Origin of the sequence: Parabacteroides sp. AF17-28, from assembly GCF_003479205.1 — a bacterium.
GTDB lineage: Bacteria > Bacteroidota > Bacteroidia > Bacteroidales > Tannerellaceae > Parabacteroides > Parabacteroides acidifaciens.
The window spans coordinates 135,460-157,617 of record NZ_QUGV01000005.1 but is presented as its reverse complement, the minus strand read 5'-3'; the positions used below and the strand labels follow the sequence as shown (position 1 = coordinate 157,617).

The following is a 22,158-nucleotide window of genomic DNA, read 5'->3' as shown; positions in this document are numbered from 1 at the left end:
ATATAAAGATTTATGCAAAAAAAGAGCGGATATTTGCATATTTATTCAATCATACTGTTTATATTTGCAGCCTTGTTGCATAAATATACAAGTATGAGTACAAAAAAAGAACGATTGGATGCCATCTGCCGCATTATACAGACAGAGAAAATAGGTAATCAGGAAGAGCTGCTTAAACAATTGGAGAATAGCGGATTCCAGGTTACCCAAGCAACACTGTCGCGCGACATCAAGCAGCTGAAAGTTGTCAAGGTACACGACGGAAACGGGAATTATGTATATCGCCTGCCTGATTATTCAGCGCTTATGCAACCCGCGAAAGAGCAAACGCAGCATCATCCCAACATCGAGTTTTCGGGAAACTTAGCAGTAGTCAAGACCCGTCCGGGATATGCAATGGGGATCGCCTCCGACATAGACACGCATGCCCCCCACGAAATATTGGGGACAATCGCCGGTGACGACACCATCCTGATCATTCCTCGCGAAGGGATCAGCCGGGATAAAATAGTTAACGCCTTGTCGCATTTCATATAACGTAGAGACACACGGCCGTGTGTCTCTACTACGGCCGCGTGTCTCCACAACAAGAAGATAAAAGAACAAACATAAAATGGAACAACAAAGAAAAATTGATGTGATGATTGCTGAAGCTTGCCACGAGGAATATGTCGACATAATCCTCGAAACGATCGAGGCCGCTGCCAAAGTGCGCGGAACCGGTATCGCCAAGCGTACGCACGAATATGTTGCACAGAAGATGAAGGAAGGAAAAGCCGTCATCGCGCTCGAAGGTAACAAATTTGCTGGTTTCAGTTATATCGAATCATGGGGAAACAAACAATACGTGACCACTTCCGGTCTGATTGTACACCCGGATTTCCGGGGCTTGGGCATTGCCAAGAGGATTAAGGAAATGACCTTCCAATTGGCACGTATGCGGTGGCCGCACGCGAAGGTTTTCAGTCTGACTTCCGGAGCCGCAGTGATGAAAATGAATACGGAGTTAGGATACGTTCCGGTTACCTTTGCCGACCTGACGGACGACGAATCATTCTGGAGAGGCTGCGAAGGTTGTGTCAACCACGATGTCCTCGAACGGACCAACCGGCGGTATTGCATCTGTACAGGTATGCTCTTCGATCCGGACGATCCTCACCGGGCGGAAAGGGAAGCGAGAGAGAGGAATCTATAATAATGGGCTGATTGTTCAATGTGCCAATGTGCCAATGTGCCAATTGAAAGAGGGCTCGATAAACAGGAATAATAACACTAATATATAGAATAATGAAGAAGAAAGTAGTAGTCGCATTCAGCGGAGGATTGGATACATCTTTTACTGTTATGTATCTGGCTAAAGAGAAGGGTTATGAAGTGTATGCAGCTTGTGCCAACACAGGCGGTTTCAGCGAAGAACAACTGAAGCAGAACGAAGAAAATGCCTACAAGTTGGGCGCAACCAAATATGTGACTATCGACGTTACAAAAGAATATTATGAAAAGAGCCTGAAATATATGATCTTCGGAAACGTACTGCGTAACGGCACGTATCCGATTTCCGTCAGTTCGGAACGTATCTTCCAGGCATTGGCAATCGCCCGCTATGCAAATGAAATCGGTGCGGATGCTATCGCCCACGGTTCCACCGGCGCAGGAAACGACCAGATCCGTTTCGACATGACGTTCCTGGTACTGGCTCCGAACGTAGAGATCATCACGCTGACACGCGACATGGCCCTGACGCGCGACTACGAAATCAACTACCTGAAAGAACATGGTTTCGAAGCGGATTTCACCAAGTTGAAGTATTCTTATAACGTAGGCCTGTGGGGAACATCCATCTGTGGCGGCGAAATCCTCGACTCCACACAGGGTTTGCCCGAAAGCGCTTACCTGAAACAAGTCGAAAAGACCGGAAGCGAAGAACTTCGTATCGAGTTTAAGAATGGTGAGATTTATGCCGTGAACGGTGAAGTTTTCGAAGACAAGATCGCTGCCATCCAGAAGGTGGAAGAAATCGGAGCTACATACGGTATCGGCCGCGACATGCACGTGGGAGACACCATCATCGGTATCAAGGGACGTGTCGGATTTGAAGCTGCCGCTCCCATGCTGATCATCGGCGCACACCGTTTCCTCGAAAAATATACGCTGAGCAAATGGCAGCAGTACTGGAAAGACCAGGTTGCCAACTGGTACGGGATGTTCCTCCACGAAAGCCAGTACCTCGAACCGGTTATGCGCGACATCGAAGCCATGTTGCAGGAATCGCAGCGTAACGTAAACGGAACGGCCATCCTGGAACTTCGCCCGCTCTCCTTCTCTACCGTCGGTGTTGACTCGAAAGACGACCTGGTAAAGACCAAGTTCGGCGAATACGGGGAAATGCAAAAGGGCTGGACTGCCGAAGATGCAAAAGGATTCATCAAGGTAACTTCCACTCCGCTGCGTGTTTATTATAATAACCATAAAATATAATTAATCAATGTGCCAATATGCCAATGTGCCAATTAATGGATACATTCGCATTCTTAATTGGCACATTGGCATATTGGCAAATTATACACATTATTTATGATCAAGATAGGAATTATAGGTGGTGCGGGATACACGGCAGGCGAACTGATTCGCCTGCTGCTGAATCATCCGGACGCCGAGATTACATTTGTGAACAGTACGAGCAATGCAGGCAACAAGATAACGGATGTGCACAGCGGACTGTATGGAGAAACCGACCTGGTGTTTACCGATGAACTGCCGTTGGACCAGATCGACCTGCTGTTCTTCTGTACCGCCCACGGCGATACGAAGAAGTTCATGGAAAGCCATACCGTACCCGAAAATGTGAAGATCATCGATCTTAGCATGGACTACCGTATCGAAAGCCCCGAACACGATTTCGTGTACGGCCTGCCCGAGCTGAACCGACGCCGCATCTGCGGCGCTAAACATATTGCAAACCCGGGATGTTTTGCCACCTGTATCCAGTTAGGCGTTTTACCATTGGCCAAGCACCTGATGCTGAACTCCGAATTGCATGTAAACGCAATCACGGGTTCGACGGGAGCCGGCGTAAAGCCGTCGTCTACTTCCCACTTCAGCTGGCGAAACGACAATATCTCGATCTACAAACCATTCACGCACCAGCACCTTGCCGAGATCGGACAAAGTTTGCGTCAGTTGCAGAACAGTTTCAGCAGCTCGATCAACTTTATCCCGGTAAGAGGGAACTTCTCGCGAGGTATCTTCGCGACAACTTATCTGGACTGTAAGATCGGGTTGGATGAGATCACGCGTATTTACGAAGAGTATTACGATGATCATTCGTTCACCTTCGTCACAGACAAGAATCCGGATCTGAAACAGGTGGTCAACACAAACAAGTGCTTGATCCATTTACAGAAACATGAAGACAAGTTGCTGATCATCTCGATGATCGACAACCTGCTGAAAGGCGCCAGCGGCCAAGCCGTCCACAACATGAACCTGTTGTTCGGCCTCGAAGAAACGGTCGGCCTGCACCTTAAGCCTTCAGCGTTTTAATAATTAATCAATTTGCCAATTTGCCAATATGCCAATTAAGAAATACAGGTGTCTTCTTCATTGGCATATTGGCACATTGGCAAATTAAACACATTATCCATTATGCATTTATTCGACGTATATCCATTATTTAATATCGAGATACAGAAAGGCAAAGGATGCCATGTATGGGACACGAAGGGAAACGAGTACCTCGACCTGTATGGCGGACATGCCGTGATCTCCGTCGGGCATAGCCATCCCACTTATGTGAAGGCTATCTCCGAACAAGTCGGCAAGTTAGGATTCTATTCCAACTCTGTCATCAACAGCCTTCAGCAGAAACTGGCGGACAAGTTGGGTAAAGCCTGCGGCTACGACGACTACTCGCTGTTCCTGATTAACTCGGGAGCCGAAGCGAACGAAAATGCCCTGAAGTTAGCCTCTTTCCATAACGGCAAGAAGCGAGTGATCGCCTTCAAACACGCATTTCACGGACGCACATCGGCAGCCGTACGCGTGACCGATAACCCGAAGATCATCGCACCGGTAAATGAAGACCTGGCCGTGACCTACGTGCCCCTGAACGATGCAGCAGCCGTAGAAGCAGAACTGAAAAAAGGCGATGTATCCTCGGTTATCATCGAAGGGATCCAGGGTGTAGGCGGTATCCAACTGCCAACAGATTCCTTCATGCAGGAACTGCGTGCCTTGTGTACGAAATATGAAGCCTGCCTGATCCTGGATGAAATCCAATCCGGTTACGGACGTAGCGGAAAGTTCTTTGCCCACCAGTATGCAGGGATCAAGCCGGATCTGATCACGGTTGCCAAAGGTATCGGCAACGGTTTTCCGATGAGCGGATTACTGATCAGCCCGATGTTCAAGCCTGTATATGGTATGTTGGGAACGACATTCGGAGGTAACCATCTGGCATGTGCGGCAGCCATCGCCGTACTGGATATTATGGAAGATGAGAAGCTGATCGACAATGCGGCCAAAGTGGGTGCATACCTGCTGGAAGAACTGCACAAACTTCCAGGTATCAAGGAAATTCGCGGACGAGGCCTGATGATCGGTATCGAGTTTGAAGAGTCGATCAAGGAAGTGCGCAGCAAACTGCTGTTCGAAGAGAAGGTCTTCACAGGTGTTGCCGGAACAAATACGATCCGTCTGCTCCCTCCTCTTTGTCTGACGATAGACGAGGCGAAAGAGTTCCTGGTTCGTTTCCGCAAGGTGCTGAATGCCTGAAAATAAAAGAGGGTTGTTCACGAACCGCCCCTACGATATTTAATTGTGTCTTTATTAAAAAAGCTCCACCCCGGAAGTTCCGGAAGGTGGAGCTTTTGCTATATCATTATTACAATCTAACTCTTATCAATTGAATTTCTCAACTGTATAAGTGAAGATTAGGGTTGAACCGGCAGGAATTCCCCTGTTGTCATAGTATCCATATCCTAAATAAGCAGGGATAATCGCTTCAACCCGTTCACCGACCGTATTTTCTAACAAGATAGCACCCAAACCGGGAACTACCCCTACCGGAGTAAGCGGCATCGACATTTCCGGCTGAAAATTTTTATTATTAATAAAATCGCCTTTCAATGTCACTGTGATAGTAGTCTGGCTCGTCGGTTTCTCCGTTTCCGTTCCTTCCTTACTCAACACACGATACAATGCGGTATCGCCACCTAAAACGACCTGTTTGTAAAGCAATTCCCCGTCCTCACCCTTGAGGGCTTTCTTCTCGCGGATATAATCGCGGTTCTTTTCGAAATAGGCGATCTGCTCGGCAGAAAAGTTGTTGTCATCATCTCCACAGGCTGTAAACCCAATCAGCAATACCATCACCAAACAGGCTGCCGCATAAATAGTTCTCTTCATTTGTTCTTCAGTCTTTTATTGTTTTGAAGGCACAAAGATAACATTCAGAGCAATACGGCGCAAATGGGAAAGATTAGTTTACGACAAAGCTATAGCTCCCTGAACCGATCTTTCCGGCATACAGGAACGGTTCGCCTTTGACGCGGGAAACCTTTACAGGAGTCCCATTCTTCGTTACAGCATACTTACCGGAGGGAAGCGGCAGATAAACTTCAGCGGACATATTGGCCGGGATCGTCACTTTCAGCGTATAAGAGCCAGCCTTGTTTTCAACAGACATCCGAACGCCACCCCGGATCGTCGGGATCGTAGCTTCAGCCCAGTCCAAAGAGGCAAGCTGCGGTTTGATACGGATCGTACCGAAACCCGGCGTCAGCGGTTCGACACCCATCAGACGGCGCGGGATGATATTAGCCGGGGCAGCACCCCAGACATGGTTCCAATCCTGATTCGGTTTATATTTATTATCCCAGGCTTCGAGCGAGATGGTCGAGCCGACACGGATCATATTATACCAGCTCCGGTCGTCCGTTTTCGTCAGCATATGCAAGGCATATTCGGCATCGTTCGCTTCATAGAGGGCATCCATCAGGAATTGCGAGCCATAGACGCTGCAAGCCATACCACGGGTTTGGAGAAAGCGGGCGATCCCTTCTTTCTTCCCTGCCGGAACCAGGTCGAACGTCAACGGAAACATATTGCCATGCAGGGACGCATGTTCGGTATCGGCAGCCAGCCCATCGATGAAATACCCTTTACGGGCGTTGAAGAAAGAACGGGTGTACAACTTTCTGAAAGCCTCCGATTCGGAAGTAAAGAAAGCAGCTTCCTCCGTCTTGTCGAGCACGCCGGCAATACGCCCCATCAGTTTCAGGGCTTCATAATGCCAGGCATTCGTTACGGCGTTATAGTCGGTAAAGACAAATCCGTCGGATTCTCCCCCCTCCTTTTTTCCTAAACCGAGGATACCGGTATGAGGCCAGTCGACGATATCCCGTATCTTATCCTTAAAACGAATAGATTTCAGAAAAGCATCCGTCTGTAAGCCGGTTGTCGTACTGATCAAACCGTTTTTCTCACGAAGCTGCAACAAGGTACGGGCTTTCAAAATATCATAGCTTGCCTCCAACGAACGACTGTCGCCCGTGTACAGATAATCATACCAGGCAATCGACACGGCCTGCAGAATCCATTCGGTAGGCCAAGTAGGATATTGCAACAAATATTCATGCGAACGCCGTGCTATCGCATATTCGCGATCCACGCCATAATGGCAAAGCTGATTGATCAAAGCATCCGCCTCATACGGGATTCGTTCGCGATCTCCATCCACATAAATACCTGTAAAAGAGGTTGCACGGACTGAATATTTACACAGGTCCCAAATCTGGTTCAGCGTATCATTGGAACAACGGAAAGAGGAAGCCGTCTCGTCAAAAGGATAATGCACCGTTTCGCGGACAACAGCAGCAGACGGTAAAGCGCCCTCATATCCTTCGATCTCACAATAGCGGAAAGGCATGACCTCGCCGACATACTCCGGCATCAGCACAGCTGCCGAACCGGTATTCCGTCTGTCTTTATCGATCTTGATACGGTAGGTATTGGTCCCCTTCATCAAAGCCAACGGATAGCGATGGTAACGGATCGTTGACTTTCCCGGATCGCGCAGGATACGTCCGTTTTCCAGGCACTCTCCCAGATGCACGATCACCGAATCGCATCTCCCGTCCGACGTAAGCGTCAGCACTAACTGTCCGAAAGCATCCTTACCGAAGTCGATCAGTCGCGTACCGGGACTAAGTTCTTTCACTCCGGCCGGATATTCCATTGTTTTCACCTGCGGATAGTAAGTCGTTTCATATTCGGACAAGCGGTCGGCCGTACGGAATGCTTTCACTTCAGACCAGTCGCTTTCACCTTCGGTATTCGTCGTTGTCTTCACCCGCCAGAAGTAGGCAGTGCCGGGTTTCAATGCCTCACCGGCATAACGGACAGCCACCGAGCGGTCACTTCCAACCTCCCCGCTATCCCATACATTACCTTTTCCGGCAGCGGCATCAGCCAGGTTATCAGCCACGATCAACCGGTAGGCCGTCTGGCACGTCCCCTCGGTTTCACCGGGTACGATCCATGAAAAGGCAGGATGCGCCGAACGTATGGCAGCATATTGCAGGGGTTCTATCGCAACATCGAGTTTCCAGACCGGCAGGTTCGACGCATAGCCGTTCTGCCAGGTCCGTTCAGTATGTTCAATCAGATCAGTCATTAGCCCGGAAGGCTTCCTGTCAGCAGCCTGCAGGCAAAACGCAGAAAGGGCGCAAGAGGCAAACAGGGTGAATCGGTTCAGTAATTTACTCATGGTATTCTTCTTTTTGTGATTTGAGGACAAAGGTAAAATGAGTGAAAGAATTGTCTATTCTTATATCTGACATTTTTCTTTTTAAATATGGGAAAGAAGAGCATGTTGTACAAAAGCATTATATTCCCTATGCGCCAAGTTAATTTTTTCTGTTACATAAACATTTAAATTCTTTCTTTTGCCCATCTCGTAAAACATTCCGTTCTTTGCAGGCAGCAAACTATTAAAACTAATATACATGAAACTAAACAAACTCATTCTTCCGGTAGCCTGCATACTGTTTGCCGGAAATGTCTGTATGGCACAAATCATGCCTTGGGAAAACCGGACGGAGACGGACAATGATCCGTTTGCCAAAAGCGAAACAGCCAAAACGCAAGGCAAGCTGCACCTCGAAGATGTCGTAGCCGGACGGCTGGTGCAGACCAAAGGGATCGGCGCCATGAACTGGATGAAAGACGGCGAACGCTACAGCCGGATGGAACCGAACACTGAGACAGGCGGCGTGGACATCGTTGCCTACCGTGCCAAAGACAACCGGCGCGAAGTCATCATCCCCTCGTCCATGTTTATCAATAAAGAGACAGGAAAACCGATCGCCATCCGCAGCATCTCCTGGAGTGCCGACAATGAGAAGGTTCTGATATATACCAATACCCAGCGGGTATGGCGCTACGACACACGAGGCGACTACTGGGTGCTGAGTTTGAAAGACGGTTCCCTCCGCAGGTTGGGTAAAGGGCTGCCCGAATCGTCCATGATGTTCGCCAAGTTCTCTCCCGACGGAACGCGTGTGGCCTATGTTTCACGCAACAATCTATATGTGGAAGACATCGCCTCCGGCCAGGTCACACAGTTGACGCACGACGGAAGCGACAGGATCGTGAACGGGACATTCGACTGGGTGTATGAAGAAGAGTTCGCCTGCCGCGACGGTTTCCGCTGGAGTCCGGACGGACAGTACATCGCCTATTGGCAGAGCGATACGAAAGGAACGGGTGTATTCGACATCATCAACAATGTGGATTCCATCTATCCGACCATCCTGCATTTCCCCTACCCGAAGGCAGGAAGCACGAACTCGGCTGTCAAAGTGGGCTATCTGCCGGTGGCCGGCGGAGCGACTACCTGGGTGGAGATTCCGGGCGACCCGCGTAATAACTATATCCCGCGTATGGAATTTATCCCCGGAAGCAACGAACTGTTTATCCAGCAGTTGAACCGCCCGCAGAATACGAATAAGGTCTGGATTGCCCGCATCGGCAGCGCCACGCCTGAAAATATATTCACCGACACGGATGCCGCCTGGTTAGACACGAACGACAATATCCAGTGGTTGAAAGACAACACCTGGTTCACCTGGGAAAGCGAACGCGACGGCTGGCGCCATCTCTACCGCATCAGCCGCGACGGGAAAGAGATTCTGCCCATTACGAAAGGCGATTTCGATTACATCTCGCCGATCGGAACAGACCTTCAAAAAGGGTTAGTCTACTTCATTGCTTCTCCGGATAACTTCACGCAACGTTATCTGTATAGCGCTAACCTGTTCGGCAAAGGCGACGTGAAACGCCTCAGCCCGGCGGACCAACCGGGACAGCACCGCTATAATATGTCTCCCACCGGGAAATGGGCCGTCCACACCTACAGCAATGCAGCTACCCCTTCGGTGATCGATATGGTTTCTTTCCCCAAACACCAGTCCGTACGGGTCATTGAGGACAACGCCAAGGCACGCGGACAGTATGCAGCCCTCGGCTTGAATCCGAAAGAGTTTGTCAAGGTGACATCGGGCGACCTCACGCTGGATGCCTGGATGATCAAGCCTGTCAATTTCGATGCGACAAAGAAATATCCCGTTATCATAGAAGTCTATGGCGAACCGGCAAGCTCTACCGTACAGGATGTATGGGGCGGCGGCGACCTGTGGAACCAGTATATCGCCAACCTCGGGTACATCGTGGTCAGCATCGACAACCGCGGAGCCAATACACCGCGCGGACGCGAATGGCGCAAGTGCATCTATGGCGAAGTCGGCACGTTTGCTTCCGAAGACCAGGCACGGGGCATCCAGGATATGGCACGCCGTTATCCGTTTATCGACACCGCCCGCATCGGCATCACCGGATGGAGCGGCGGAGGAAGCCAGACGCTGAACTCCATGTTCCGTTATCCGGAGGTGTTCCACACGGGTATCGCCATCGCTTTCGTTGCCGACCAGCGCACCTACGATACGATCTACCAGGAACGTTACATGAATACGCCGCAGAACAACCCGGACGGCTACCGCAAAGGTTCGCCGATCACATACGCATCCGGTCTGAAGGGCAATCTGCTGCTGATACACGGCACAGGTGACGACAATGTCCATTACCAGAACTGCGAAATGCTGGTGAACGAGTTGGTGAAACACGGCAAGATGTTCAGCCAGGTCAGCTACCCGATGCGTAGCCACGGCATCTATGAACGTCCGGGAACGACGCTTCACCTGCGCATGACAATGGCTAAATACTGGCTCGACCACCTGCCGGCCGGCGGCAAATAACAAACAAGCAGATATACAGTAATAGTTTGACATGAAACAATTAGCGGAATATTTCCTGATCTTTATCGGGATATTTGCTTTCTATTCTCCGGCCCAGGCCCAATTGATCGAAAAGGCTGAAAAGCTGATCCAGACAGCCATCAACGAGCCTTACCCCGATTCTCTTCCGACAGTCCCGGCTGACACGCTGACTGTCGAAGAGCGTCACCGCCAGGATTCGATCCGTATCCAGGAGATGACACTACAGCTACAGGAAATGAGGCTGAACGAGATTGTTCTGCGCACGGAATTAGATGACGCACACAACCGGAATCTGGCAACCGATTCACTGAAACGCGTAGAGCAACGTCGCAGTATAGACTCGCTCCGTGCCCTCACGCCCGGCGTACCGGTCCTTGTAGATGGCGACACGCTTTTCACCCTGTATGCCAAGCGGGGCGGACATTCAGCCCTCGACCGTGCAGCGAGCGTCAACGACATCATCCTGAAGATCGGGAAAGACCGCAAGCTGCACAAAGATTCGGTCTATACGTTCGACAGCGAATATTACGTCGACATCATGTATGGCGACAAAGTGATCGCCAGCATTACCGACCAGGATGCGCTTTGGCAGAACACGACACGCCAGGAGTTGGCACAGCAATATGTGCCCGTCATTGCCGAAAAAATCAAGGAGCTGAAAGAGGAAAACAGCTTGTTGCAGGTTGCCAAGCGGGCGGCACTTTTCGTGTTGGTCCTGGCAATCCAATACCTGCTGTTCCGCGTGACCAACTACCTTTTCCGGAAGCTGCGCCGGCAGATCATACGGCTCAAGCAACAACGGTTGAAATCGATCGTCATCCGGGATTACGAGTTTCTGAATACACACCGGCAAGGGCGTATCCTGATATTCTTCAGCAATGTATGCCGGTATATCGTCCTGCTGATACAGTTGATGTTCAGTGTCCCGATGTTGTTCGCCATCTTCCCGCAGACAGAGAAACTGGCACTCCGGATATTCATCTATATCATGGAACCGGTCAAAATGGTTTTCAAATCGATCATAGAGTACATCCCGAACCTGTTCATCATCCTGGTAATCTGGTACTGTATCAAGTATATCATAAAGGGAATGCAATACATCGCCAACGAGATCGAGAACGAAAAGCTGAAGATCACCGGCTTCTACCCGGACTGGGCACAACCGACATTCAATATCATCCGCTTTTTGCTCTATGCCTTTATGATCGCAATGGTCTATCCTTATCTGCCGGGATCCAAATCCGGTGTGTTCCAGGGGATATCGGTATTTGTAGGTTTGATTATCTCGCTCGGTTCCAGTACGGTGATCGGGAATATCATTGCCGGACTTGTCATCACCTATATGCGCCCCTTCAAGCTGGGTGACCGTATCAAGCTGAACGAGACAACCGGTAACGTAATCGAAAAGACACCTTTCGTCACCCGCTTGCGTACGCCCAAGAATGAAGTGGTGACGATACCTAATTCCTTTATTATGTCGTCCCATACCGTCAACTACAGCGCTTCGGCACGCCAGTTCGGACTCATCATCCATACAACGGTAACAATCGGTTATGACGCACCCTGGCGACAGGTCCACCAGTTGTTGATAAATGCAGCCCGCTCCACCCCCGGCGTTCTGGCTCATCCGAAACCGTTCGTTTTGGAAACTGAACTACAGGATTATTATCCTTGCTATCAGATCAACGCTTACATCAAAGATGCCGACCGGCTGGCACAGATCACCTCCGATCTACACCAGAATATCCAAGACACCTTCAACGAAGCCGGTGTCGAAATCATGTCACCACACTACTTTGCCGGACGCGACGGAAGTGCCACGACAATTCCAACAGACTATCTGAAAAGTAAATAAAAGGAGCTTTTCCCCGAAATAGTTAAAAAGACCCTCTGCAAAAACAAAATGCAGGGGGTCTTTTGTTATATCTCCAAAAGTCACTAAATCATCAAATAAAAAGCAGAATAATGAAAAAGTATTTTATCGCAGTAGCAGCACTGGCATTTTTGGCTGCATGTAGCGGGAAAGCAGCAAAAGACGCTCCCGTATTAGTAGAAGAAGAAAGTCTTGCCGTAGCCGAAGCAGCTCCAGACGCTCCTTCCCTTCCGGAATTACCGGTTGTAAAGGCAAAGCCTGCAAAGCCGATCAATATGCGTGACTCCCTGAAAACGGATCCGAAAAAGGGTGCAGTCGTACAGAAAAAATATAAAGGCACGGTTCCGGCTGCCGATGATCCCGGTATTGTTTATGATCTGACTCTGTATTATCAGCAAGATAGCGATGATGGTGTTTACGAACTGGATGCCACTTATCTGGAAGCGGAGAACAACAAGGATCAGACATTTACTTCCACCGGCAAACGCAAAGTGAAGAAAGGCACTCCGGCCGATGCAAGCGCAGTTGTATATGAACTGATCCCAAGCGACGGCAGCATGGTCTTCTATTTCCAGGCAGAAGGCGACAGTCTGACAATGTTGAACCAGGATTTGCAGAAGGCTGCTTCCGATCTCAATTATACGCTGACACTCGTACAATAAATTGACAATTATCAATTGACAATTGACAATGAAGAGGTATTTCTTATAATTGTCAATTGTCAATTGTCCATTTTCAATTTATTTAATACCTAATTTAGCCTTGATAGCTTTAGGAAGTGCATCTTTGTGAACAACGATGTTCATGGTTTTGTAACGGACAAAAGCCTTGGATGCATACCAGGTTCCTTTATATTTATTATCCGTACCCCAAGAGTTCTTCACCATATAATAGTCATTACCTTCCTGATCTTTCGCAATACCATAGATCTGCATACCATGGTCGTCTGTCGTTTCGTAGTTATCATAAGCCAACTGACGTTCTGCCTGCGTGCACCATTTCTGTGGTTGGGGCTTCGTATTCAGTTTCTTTTCTTCCGGTTTCATCTTCAACCAATGAGCCATGTCAGAACCACTCAGTTCCTGGATCTTTTCACCGTCAGGCATAACAGCCACACCATCGCGAGTAAAGCCGGCTTCGCTCACATCAGCTCCCCAAGCAATCGTATAACCGGTATTAACGGCATTGTCAAATACTTCCATCAGTTCGTCGATTGGCAAATTGTAAGACATACCATGACGCCAGTTATCCTGGACTTCGATCGGGAACTCCGTATAGAACGGACGATGCGTATAAGACGTCAAAGACACATAGTCAGAAGGATTCAGACCTGTAGATTCATAAAATGACTTCGGAGTATATTCCTTTCCTTTATAAGTGAACTTTTCGGGAGCTTTGCCCAAATATATTTCATGAACGGCAGCAACCGCCTTTTTCCACAACATAGCGTTATTGTCGTCCGACTGCAATTTACGCAGTCTGCCTTTGGCAACAGCTGCCACCATTGCATCCGTAAGAGCGGAAAGTTCGGTATGATTGCTCAATGTATCGCCATACATCACACCCGGACGCATCTCTGCTTCCGGAACCAGTCCGAATGTTTTCATGCCATACATGACATCATAGAAAGAACCTCCCTGTGAGAAAGATACATCTCCATGAGTACGTACTGCTGCATCTGCACGATCCAGATAAGTATTGTAAACTATATACATTTCGGATAGATCATATTCACCCTTTCCCATACGAAGCAATTCCGATTCAAGGAATGCCATCGTTGAATAACACCAACAGGTTCCGGCCCGATTCTGATTTTTAACCGAGGTTATCGGGTTTTCCTTTACCGTCGTAAATACAAAGCCTTCTTCATTGTCTTTCTTCTCCGAATCCTGTGCATGAATGGTTGCAGACATCGTCATGGCGAACAGCATACCAACTGCAAAAATTGTCTTTTTCATGTAAATCTGTTTATATTATGTTATAAGATTAATTCTGATGGGCAAAGATACTATTTTAATTGACAACGGACAATGAACAATTGACAATTAAATTCATATCTTTGTAACCCTTAATAATTAGTAATTAAAAAGACATGAAAATAACGATTATCGGCGCCGGAAACATTGGGGGCGCTATTGCACGGGGACTGGCAAAAGGGAATATGTTCAAAGCATCCGACATCACTTGTACGGCACAGTCAGAAGCTACTTTGGAAAAAATGAAAAAGGCTGATCCCGACTTTGTCCTGTCGCTGGACAATGTGGAAGCGGTAAAAGAAGCCGACATTATCGTTATCGCCGTTAAGCCGTGGCGCGTCGAAGAAATTGTCGACCAGATCAAAGGCGTGCTCAATTACGACAAACAGATAATCGTTTCTGTCGCCGCCGGTATCACGTTCGACCTGCTGAACACCTATCTGACTAAAAACACAGGTTTCGATGATTGCCTGGCCACTCCGACGATTTTCCGTATCATGCCGAATACAGCCATCGAAGTACTCAGCAGCATGACATTCGTCGCTGCCCGTAATGCATCCAAAGAACAGACAGACCTGATCATCGATATCTTTAATGAATTGGGAAATGCAATGCTGGTGGAAGAGCGCCTGATGTCAGCCGGAACAGCTCTGGCTTCCAGCGGTATCGCCTTTGCCCTGCGCTATATCCGCGCCGCAATCGAAGGCGGTGTCGAATTGGGTTTCTACCCGAAGCAGGCACAGGAAATCGTAGTCCATACCGTGAAAGGCGCAGTCGACCTGTTGTTAGAAAACAAAAGCAACCCGGAAATGGAAATCGACAAAGTCACGACACCGGGCGGTATCACGATCAAAGGTCTGAACGAAATGGAACTTTCCGGCTTCACCTCCTCTGTTATACGGGGATTGAAGGCGAGCAAATAATTTAGGCACAGACCTTACAGAATCCGTGCCTAAAAATTGTATTGAAAGACTTTTAGCCTCACTTATTTCTTTGCCGCTTTCCGGCGATCCAGTTCTAACTTCAGCATACGGAGCTCGCGGCTGGTTTGCCCGGCTACGGAAGTATTTTCTTCGGCACGGCGGATCAGGTAGGGCAATACGTCCCGCACTTTTGCATACGGCACATACTTGGTAACACGATATCCTTCATGGGCCAGGTTGAATGAGATGTTATCGCTCATCCCCAATAACTGTGCAAAGAAGATGCGCGGGTCATCCCGTTTCAAGCCTTTTTCGTCAATCAGCTTGGCCAACATATAGTTGCTCTCTTCATTATGGGTCCCCATAAACATCTCGAAATGTTCGAGGTGATCCATTGTGAAGCGGACGGCTTCGTTATAATTGTCATCCGTCGCCTTCTTGTCCTTGCAAATCGGGTCGGGATAACCCAAAGCGGCTGCCCGGGCACGTTCGGCTTCCATATAAGCACCCCGCACAAACTTAACGCCGGCGATATAGCCTTTCTCCTTCGCATCGTCCAGGATACGGCGCAGATACGGCATACGGTCATGGCGGTACATCTGTAAGGTGGCAAATACAATAGCACGTTTCTTATTGAACTTGCGCATGGCTTCGTCGGTCAGTTCGTCCAACGCATCCTGGAAACAATAGTCTTCCGCATCGACAATCAGGCGGACATCATTCTCGTAAGCGCGCTGGCAGAAAGCCATAAAGCGTTCCTTGAATTCACGGAATGCCTTTACCTCTTCAATCGTCAGCTCTTCCCGTTTCTCGGATGCTTTGGCAAGCAGTTCGTCCGTTACGATCGTGGAAGGTTTGAACACGGCATACGCCAGGTTATCATTGCCTTTTGCAAAATCGATCGAACGGATCGTTTCTTCAAAAGTAGCCTGTATGCCTTCGGGCGTCTGTTCGCCTTCGGCAGAGAAATCGAGCGTCGAACGGACGTTGAACTTCCGCAGGTGGTCGATTGCTTTCGTGCAATCCTGCAAGGTCTCGCCACCCACAAATTGTTTGTACAAGGTCGGCTTAACGGCCCATGCCAAAGGAAAATGGATGTTCAAAGCAATATTACTCGCTACGCTGGCGCATTTAACTAACCAGGGGTACTTGATTGTATTGAACAGCAAATAAGCATTTTTCAGCTCAGACTGCGATTTGGCAGAGAAAGCGATTTCAGTGTTATCAAAGTCTAACATGGTATTATATTTAGTCTGTTATTTTTCTCCCAGGAACGGATAACCGTAGCTTGTCGGCGGAACCAGCGCCTCTTTGATGCAGCGGGCATTTGTCCAACGGATCAGGTTCAACGGGCCACCGGCCTTATCGTTCGTACCGGATGCGCGCGAACCGCCGAACGGTTGCTGGGCAATAACGGCACCTGTCGGTTTGTCGTTGATATAGAAGTTTCCTGCTGCATAACGCAATTTATTAAATGCCATGTCGATCGCATAGCGGTCGCGTGCAAAGATGGAACCAGTCAAGCCGTACGGGGAAGTGCGGTCGCAGAGTTCGAGCGTTTCTTCATATTTGGCATCGTCGTACACATAAATCGTGATAACCGGACCGAAGATTTCTTCCACCATGCTCTTGAACATCGGGTCTGTAGTCTGGATAACAGTCGGCTCGACAAAGTAACCGACGGACTTGTCGCCGTTGCCGCCGAATACGATCTCTGCATCCGGAGATTGTTTTGCATAGTTGATATAGCTCATGATGTTGTCGAACGAAGCCTCGTCGATAACAGCATTGATAAAGTTCGTGAAGTCCTGGACATCCCCCATCTTGATTTCTTTCAGCATATCGCCCACATAGTCTTTCACCTCTTTCCAGAGTGAAGCCGGGATATAGGCACGTGAACCGGCCGAACATTTCTGTCCCTGATATTCGAATGCGCCGCGCACGATAGCGGTTGCCACATCCAGAGCCGGAGCAGAAGGATGAACAAAGATAAAGTTCTTACCGCCTGTCTCACCGACGATCTTCGGATAAGATTTGTAGTTACCTAAGTTTTCACCGATCTGGCGCCACAATGTATTAAAGGTAGAAGTAGAACCTGTGAAGTGGAAACCACCCAAGTCGCGGCTGGCTGTCACCACCTTGCCAATCACACTTCCCTGTCCCGGAATAAAGTTGACAACGCCGTCGGGCAAGCCTGCTTCCTGGAATACTTTCATCAGGAGATAGTTGGAATGGATAGCGGTCGTAGACGGTTTCCAGACAGCCACATTACCCATCATAGCCGGAGCCATGTTCAGGTTGGAAGCAATGGATGTGAAGTTGAACGGCGTGAGCGAAAACACAAAACCTTCCAAAGCACGGTATTCCATCCGGTTCAGGATGCCGGTTTCCGAATAAGGCTGGTCGGCATAGACCTGGCTGGCATAGAAGGTACTGAAACGCAGGAAGTCGATCAACTCGCAAGGAGCGTCGATTTCTGCCTGGAACGGATTCTTACTCTGCCCCAACATCACGGATGCATTCAACAAATAACGATACTTGGTCGACAACAATTCAGCCACGCGCAACATAACGGAAGCTCTTTCCACCCAGGGAAGTTCAGACCAATCCTTGTGCGCTTTCATTGCAGCATCGATAGCCATTTGTACCTCTTTTTCGCCGGCCTTGTGATAGGTAGCCAATACATGATGATGGTCATGCGGCATCACGACTTTACCGGTATTGCCGGTACGGATTTCTTTACCTCCGATCACCAAAGGGATATCCCATTCTTCTGAAGACAGCTGTGTTAGCGTTTTTTTCAAGGAAGATTTTTCACTGGAACCGGGGGCGTAAGCTTTTACCGGTTCATTAATAGGTTTAGGAAAGCTAAAAATTGCATTGTCCATAGTATTCTTGTTATTTAAGTGTTCAATAGCTGATTATTTCAGCGGCGTAAACATAATGAATAATTTTTTAATAGAAGAGAGCGAAGCGTTAAATTTAATTTAAAACAAAGTGTCACAAGATAGCCGCTCCCTATCAACTATTCACCCCATGCAGATGTTATCTTAGTATATTAATCATCTAAAATATAAGAATTATGGCAATAAAGAGTGTTTGGATAGAAGAAGACTGCATCGCTTGCGGCACTTGCGAAGGTATCTGCCCCGAAGTGTTCCAGGTAACCGACCGTTCGCACGTGAACGAAGGAGTGAACTTCAACGACTACGAAGAAGGCATCAAAGAAGCGGCCGAAAGCTGTCCGGTTAGCGTGATCAAATACGACTAAACGGATATTTTCTTATACATTTTGCTTTTTATTCCTATCTTTGGAGCATCATAAACATAATAATCAACGATATGAACGAACAGATAAAACAAATTGCAGAACGTCTGGCCGGCCTCAGGGATGCTTTAGAGATTACTCCCGAGGAGATTGCCAAAGTCTGTAACCTGACTCCGGAGCAATATATGGAGTTAGAAAGCGGCACAGTCGATATTTCCGTTAGCGTGCTGCACCAGATTTCACAGGCCTACGGTGTGGAACTGACAACCCTGATGTTTGGCGACGAACCAAAGATGAGCAGTTATTTTATCACCCGCAGAGGGAAAGGCGTTGCCGTAGAGCGCACCAAAGCATACAAATACCAGTCGCTTGCCGCCGGTTTCGTCGGTCGCAAAGCAGACCCGTTCATGGTGACCGTCCATCCGACAGCGGAAGACGCACCGATCTACCTCAATTCACATCCCGGACAAGAATACAACATGGTACTCAAAGGCCGCTTGCTTTTACAAATCAACAACAAGGAACTGATACTCGAAGAGGGCGACAGTATCTATTTCAACTCCGAACTGCCACACGGGATGAAGGCGCTCGACGGAGAAAAGGTCAGTTTCCTGGCCATCATCTTATAATTCAAAATTCATAATTCTTAGTCATGTTAGAAAGATTCATAGACAAGACGACCTTTGAGTCGCAGGAAGATTTTATAAAGAATTTCAAGATAAAAGTCCCGGAGAACTTCAACTTCGGATATGACGTAGTTGATGCATGGGCGGAAGAAGAACCCGACAAAAAAGCATTATGCTGGACAAACGACCAGGGTGAGCACATCGACTTCACCTTTGCCGAACTGAAAAAATATACGGACCAGACAGCCTCCTATTTCCAGTCATTGGGGATCGGGCACGGCGACATGGTGATGCTGATCCTGAAGCGTCGCTACGAATTCTGGTTCTCGATCATTGCCTTGCACAAATTAGGAGCCGTAGTCATTCCGGCAACCCACCTGCTGACAAAGAAAGACATCGTATATCGCGCCAATGCCGCCGATATCAAGATGATCGTCTGCGCCGGCGAAGAGGTGATCACGAAACATATCATAGACGCGATGCCCGACTCCCCTTCGGTGAAAACACTTGTTTCGATCGGCCCCGATATCCCGGAAGGATTCGAAGATTTCCACAAAGGCATCCGGAACGCCGCTCCTTTTGTACGTCCGGAACACCCGAACAGCAACGATGACATCTCGCTGATGTACTTCACTTCCGGCACGACCGGAAACCCGAAGATGGTGGCGCACGACTTTACCTATCCGCTCGGACACATCGTGACCGGCAGCTTCTGGCACAATCTGAACGAGGACAGCCTGCACCTGACCATTGCCGACACAGGCTGGGGCAAAGCCGTATGGGGAAAGCTCTACGGACAATGGATCGCCGGAGCAACCGTGTTCGTTTACGACCACGAGAAGTTCACGCCAGCCAATATGTTGCAGATCATACAGGATTACCGCATCACCTCGCTCTGCGCACCTCCCACGATCTTCCGTTTCCTGATACGCGAAGACCTGACGAAATACGACCTGTCGTCACTCAAATACTGTACGATCGCAGGCGAGGCATTGAACCCTGCCGTGTTCGACACATTCTATAAACTGACAGGCATCAAGCTGATGGAAGGTTTCGGACAGACCGAAACGACACTGACTGTCGCCACATTCCCCTGGATGGAGCCGAAACCCGGTTCGATGGGCGTTCCCAACCCGCAGTACGATGTCGACCTGCTGCGTCCGGACGGAACCCGTGCGGAAGACGGCGAGCAGGGACAAATCGTGATCCATACGACAGGCGGCAAGCCGATCGGCCTTTTCAAAGAATATTACCGCGATGCCGAACTCACGCACGAAGCCTGGCACGACGGACTGTACTACACGGGCGACGTGGCTTGGCGCGATGAAGACGGCTACCTCTGGTTTGTGGGCCGCGCCGACGATGTGATCAAGAGCTCCGGCTACCGTATCGGCCCGTTCGAGGTGGAAAGCGCCCTGATGACGCATCCGGCCGTAGTGGAATGTGCCATCACCGGCGTTCCCGACGAGATCCGCGGGCAGGTAGTAAAAGCAACCATCGTTTTGTCGAAGGAGTATAAAGACAAAGCCGGCGAAGAGCTGATCAAAGAGTTGCAGGACCATGTCAAGAGAGTGACAGCCCCGTACAAATATCCGCGTGTCGTAGAGTTCGTGGACGAATTGCCCAAGACCATCAGCGGCAAGATACGCCGTGTGGAGATACGCGACAAGGATACAAAATAAAAACACCCGGCAGGTGGCAACCGTCACCCCCGCAGAACTTTTGGATTAACTCCGTGCAAAAATACATTTTGTACGGAGTTTTTTTCTGCCGCATCCCACACAATCCTTGTCCGACCCGGGTCGAACAGCTGTTCGACGAGTGTGGGACAGCTGTCTGACCCGGGTCGAACAACTGTTTGACCTCCGTCGGACAAGGATTATGTGGAATGAAAAGAAAATCAGGTGCCTGCGGACAGGTAAAGATCCGGGAGTCCGGCAAAAAGACCCCGGCAGCCGGAGGGAAAGAGGACGGCGGAGGACAATGCGTTTATTTCCGGCTTTCTTTACTGACATTCTGAAAGGATTTTTTATATTTGCAGAATAAGAAAATCATAAATATGGCATATCTGTTTACAAGAATAGCAGTAAAGATCGGTAGCAACGTGCTCACCCGCAAAGACGGCACGCTGGATATTACCCGGATGTCCGCTTTGGTGGACCAGGTGGCCGACCTGCATCGCGAAGGAGTCGAGGTCGTCCTCATCTCTTCGGGGGCAGTCGCCTCGGGACGCAGCGAGATAAAAGCCGGCAAAAAGCTGGACTCCGTCTCCGCCCGGCAGCTTTATTCCGCAGTCGGACAAGCGAAACTGATCAACCGCTATTACGAACTGTTCCGCGAACACGGCATGACTTGCGGCCAGGTGCTCACCACGAAGGAGAACTTCGGCAGCCGCACGCATTACCTCAACCAGAAGCATTGCATGGAGGTGATGCTCGAAAATAAAGTCATCCCCATCGTGAACGAAAACGACACGATATCGGTTACAGAACTGATGTTCACGGACAACGACGAGCTGTCCGGGCTGATCGCCACCATGATGGGCATGGACGCCCTCATCATCCTGAGCAACATCGACGGGATATACAACGGCAATCCGTCCGATCCGGCGGCGACCGTCATCCGCGAGATAAACGGGGGCAAGGAAGATTTGTCGGAATACGTGCAAGCCAGCAAGTCCTCGTTCGGCCGCGGCGGTATGCTGACGAAATGCAGCATTGCGCAGAAGGTGGCGGACGAAGGCATCACGGTCATCATCGCCAATGGCAAGAAAGACAACATCCTGGTAGACCTGCTCGCCAAAGGCAGCCAGACCGTCTGCACACGTTTCATCCCTTCGGACAAGCCTGTCAGCAGCGTAAAGAAGTGGATTGCCCACTCCGAAGGCTTTGCCAAAGGCGAGATACACATCAACCGGGGTGCGGAAGAGGCGTTGCGGGCACCGAAGGCAACCAGCATCCTGTTGGTCGGCGTGACGCGGATTGCGGGCGACTTCGAGAAAGACGACATCGTGAAGATCATCAACGAAGCGGGCGTACAGTTAGGCGTCGGCTGTGCCGGTTACGACAGTACGGAGGCACGCGCGCTGATCGGCAGCCGGGACAAGAAACCGTTGATACATTACGATTATTTGTATCTGGATTAATAATAAAGAAGAG

General features: G+C 49.3%; 19 protein-coding genes. 14 read left to right on the top strand and 5 right to left on the bottom strand.

The features are described 5' to 3' along the window. Positions 1–93 precede the first annotated feature (93 nt). The 5 genes from argR (at position 94) to DWW90_RS05320 (ending at position 4,773) form a co-directional block, all read left to right on the top strand. A complete protein-coding gene (gene argR, locus DWW90_RS05340) occupies positions 94–537 on the top strand; it encodes an arginine repressor (protein WP_115497959.1) in 444 nt (147 codons plus the stop codon). Positions 538–613: 76 nt separating this feature from the next. Next, positions 614–1,195 carry a GNAT family N-acetyltransferase gene (locus tag DWW90_RS05335; protein WP_115497914.1) on the top strand — a complete coding sequence of 194 codons (582 nt, stop codon included), beginning with the start codon at positions 614–616 and terminating at the stop codon, positions 1,193–1,195. Between the two features lie 92 nt (positions 1,196–1,287). Further along, on the top strand, positions 1,288–2,478 hold the full coding sequence (locus tag DWW90_RS05330; RefSeq protein WP_122344253.1) for an argininosuccinate synthase: 1,191 nt from the start codon (positions 1,288–1,290) through the stop codon (positions 2,476–2,478). 96 nt (positions 2,479–2,574) lie between these two features. Continuing rightward, complete coding sequence (gene argC, locus DWW90_RS05325; RefSeq protein ID WP_122344252.1) at positions 2,575–3,543, top strand: N-acetyl-gamma-glutamyl-phosphate reductase; 969 nt, start codon at positions 2,575–2,577, stop codon at positions 3,541–3,543. A 102-nt stretch (positions 3,544–3,645) separates the two neighbouring features. Next, complete coding sequence (locus DWW90_RS05320; protein ID WP_122344287.1) at positions 3,646–4,773, top strand: aspartate aminotransferase family protein; 1,128 nt, start codon at positions 3,646–3,648, stop codon at positions 4,771–4,773. A 126-nt stretch (positions 4,774–4,899) separates the two neighbouring features. Here DWW90_RS05320 and DWW90_RS05315 read toward each other — a convergent pair whose 3' ends face one another. Both DWW90_RS05315 and DWW90_RS05310 read right to left on the bottom strand, forming a co-directional pair. Beyond that, on the bottom strand, positions 4,900–5,406 hold the full coding sequence (locus DWW90_RS05315; RefSeq protein ID WP_122344251.1) for an FKBP-type peptidyl-prolyl cis-trans isomerase: 507 nt from the start codon (positions 5,404–5,406) through the stop codon (positions 4,900–4,902). 73 nt (positions 5,407–5,479) lie between these two features. Further along, on the bottom strand, positions 5,480–7,768 hold the full coding sequence (locus tag DWW90_RS05310) for an alpha-L-rhamnosidase C-terminal domain-containing protein (RefSeq protein WP_122344250.1): 2,289 nt from the start codon (positions 7,766–7,768) through the stop codon (positions 5,480–5,482). Positions 7,769–8,006: 238 nt separating this feature from the next. On the opposite strand from DWW90_RS05310, the gene DWW90_RS05305 reads away from it, so the two are divergent. The 3 genes from DWW90_RS05305 (at position 8,007) to DWW90_RS05295 (ending at position 12,869) form a co-directional block, all read left to right on the top strand. Then, positions 8,007–10,313 carry a S9 family peptidase gene (locus DWW90_RS05305; RefSeq protein ID WP_122344249.1) on the top strand — a complete coding sequence of 769 codons (2,307 nt, stop codon included), beginning with the start codon at positions 8,007–8,009 and terminating at the stop codon, positions 10,311–10,313. 31 nt (positions 10,314–10,344) lie between these two features. Continuing rightward, on the top strand, positions 10,345–12,189 hold the full coding sequence (locus DWW90_RS05300) for a mechanosensitive ion channel family protein (protein WP_122344248.1): 1,845 nt from the start codon (positions 10,345–10,347) through the stop codon (positions 12,187–12,189). Between the two features lie 110 nt (positions 12,190–12,299). Then, on the top strand, positions 12,300–12,869 hold the full coding sequence (locus tag DWW90_RS05295) for a copper resistance protein NlpE (RefSeq protein WP_122344247.1): 570 nt from the start codon (positions 12,300–12,302) through the stop codon (positions 12,867–12,869). A 78-nt stretch (positions 12,870–12,947) separates the two neighbouring features. Here the strand turns inward: DWW90_RS05295 and DWW90_RS05290 are convergent, their stop codons facing one another. Then, on the bottom strand, positions 12,948–14,165 hold the full coding sequence (locus DWW90_RS05290; RefSeq protein WP_115497903.1) for an aminopeptidase C: 1,218 nt from the start codon (positions 14,163–14,165) through the stop codon (positions 12,948–12,950). A gap of 134 nt (positions 14,166–14,299) precedes the next feature. Between DWW90_RS05290 and proC the strand changes: the two genes are divergently transcribed. Continuing rightward, entirely contained in the window at positions 14,300–15,106 is an 807-nt protein-coding gene (proC, locus tag DWW90_RS05285; protein ID WP_122344246.1) for a pyrroline-5-carboxylate reductase, read from the top strand. 62 nt (positions 15,107–15,168) lie between these two features. Here the strand turns inward: proC and DWW90_RS05280 are convergent, their stop codons facing one another. After that, complete coding sequence (locus tag DWW90_RS05280; protein ID WP_115497901.1) at positions 15,169–16,344, bottom strand: proline dehydrogenase family protein; 1,176 nt, start codon at positions 16,342–16,344, stop codon at positions 15,169–15,171. 18 nt (positions 16,345–16,362) lie between these two features. Beyond that, on the bottom strand, positions 16,363–17,994 hold the full coding sequence (gene pruA, locus DWW90_RS05275) for an L-glutamate gamma-semialdehyde dehydrogenase (RefSeq protein WP_115497900.1): 1,632 nt from the start codon (positions 17,992–17,994) through the stop codon (positions 16,363–16,365). A 194-nt stretch (positions 17,995–18,188) separates the two neighbouring features. Between pruA and DWW90_RS05270 the strand changes: the two genes are divergently transcribed. From DWW90_RS05270 to proB, 5 genes are all read left to right on the top strand, one after another. Further along, entirely contained in the window at positions 18,189–18,377 is a 189-nt protein-coding gene (locus tag DWW90_RS05270; RefSeq protein ID WP_115497899.1) for a ferredoxin, read from the top strand. A 71-nt stretch (positions 18,378–18,448) separates the two neighbouring features. Beyond that, positions 18,449–19,003: a helix-turn-helix domain-containing protein gene (locus DWW90_RS05265; RefSeq protein WP_115497898.1), complete on the top strand. Its 555-nt coding sequence runs from the start codon at positions 18,449–18,451 to the stop codon at positions 19,001–19,003. 23 nt (positions 19,004–19,026) lie between these two features. Then, positions 19,027–20,682 (top strand): AMP-binding protein, encoded by a 1,656-nt coding sequence (locus tag DWW90_RS05260; RefSeq protein ID WP_122344245.1) that lies wholly within the window; start codon positions 19,027–19,029, stop codon positions 20,680–20,682. Between the two features lie 206 nt (positions 20,683–20,888). Continuing rightward, on the top strand, positions 20,889–21,020 hold the full coding sequence (locus DWW90_RS20930; protein WP_255418845.1) for a hypothetical protein: 132 nt from the start codon (positions 20,889–20,891) through the stop codon (positions 21,018–21,020). 39 nt (positions 21,021–21,059) lie between these two features. Beyond that, positions 21,060–22,145 (top strand): glutamate 5-kinase, encoded by a 1,086-nt coding sequence (gene proB / locus DWW90_RS05255; RefSeq protein WP_122344244.1) that lies wholly within the window; start codon positions 21,060–21,062, stop codon positions 22,143–22,145. The last annotated feature ends 13 nt before the right edge of the window (positions 22,146–22,158 follow it).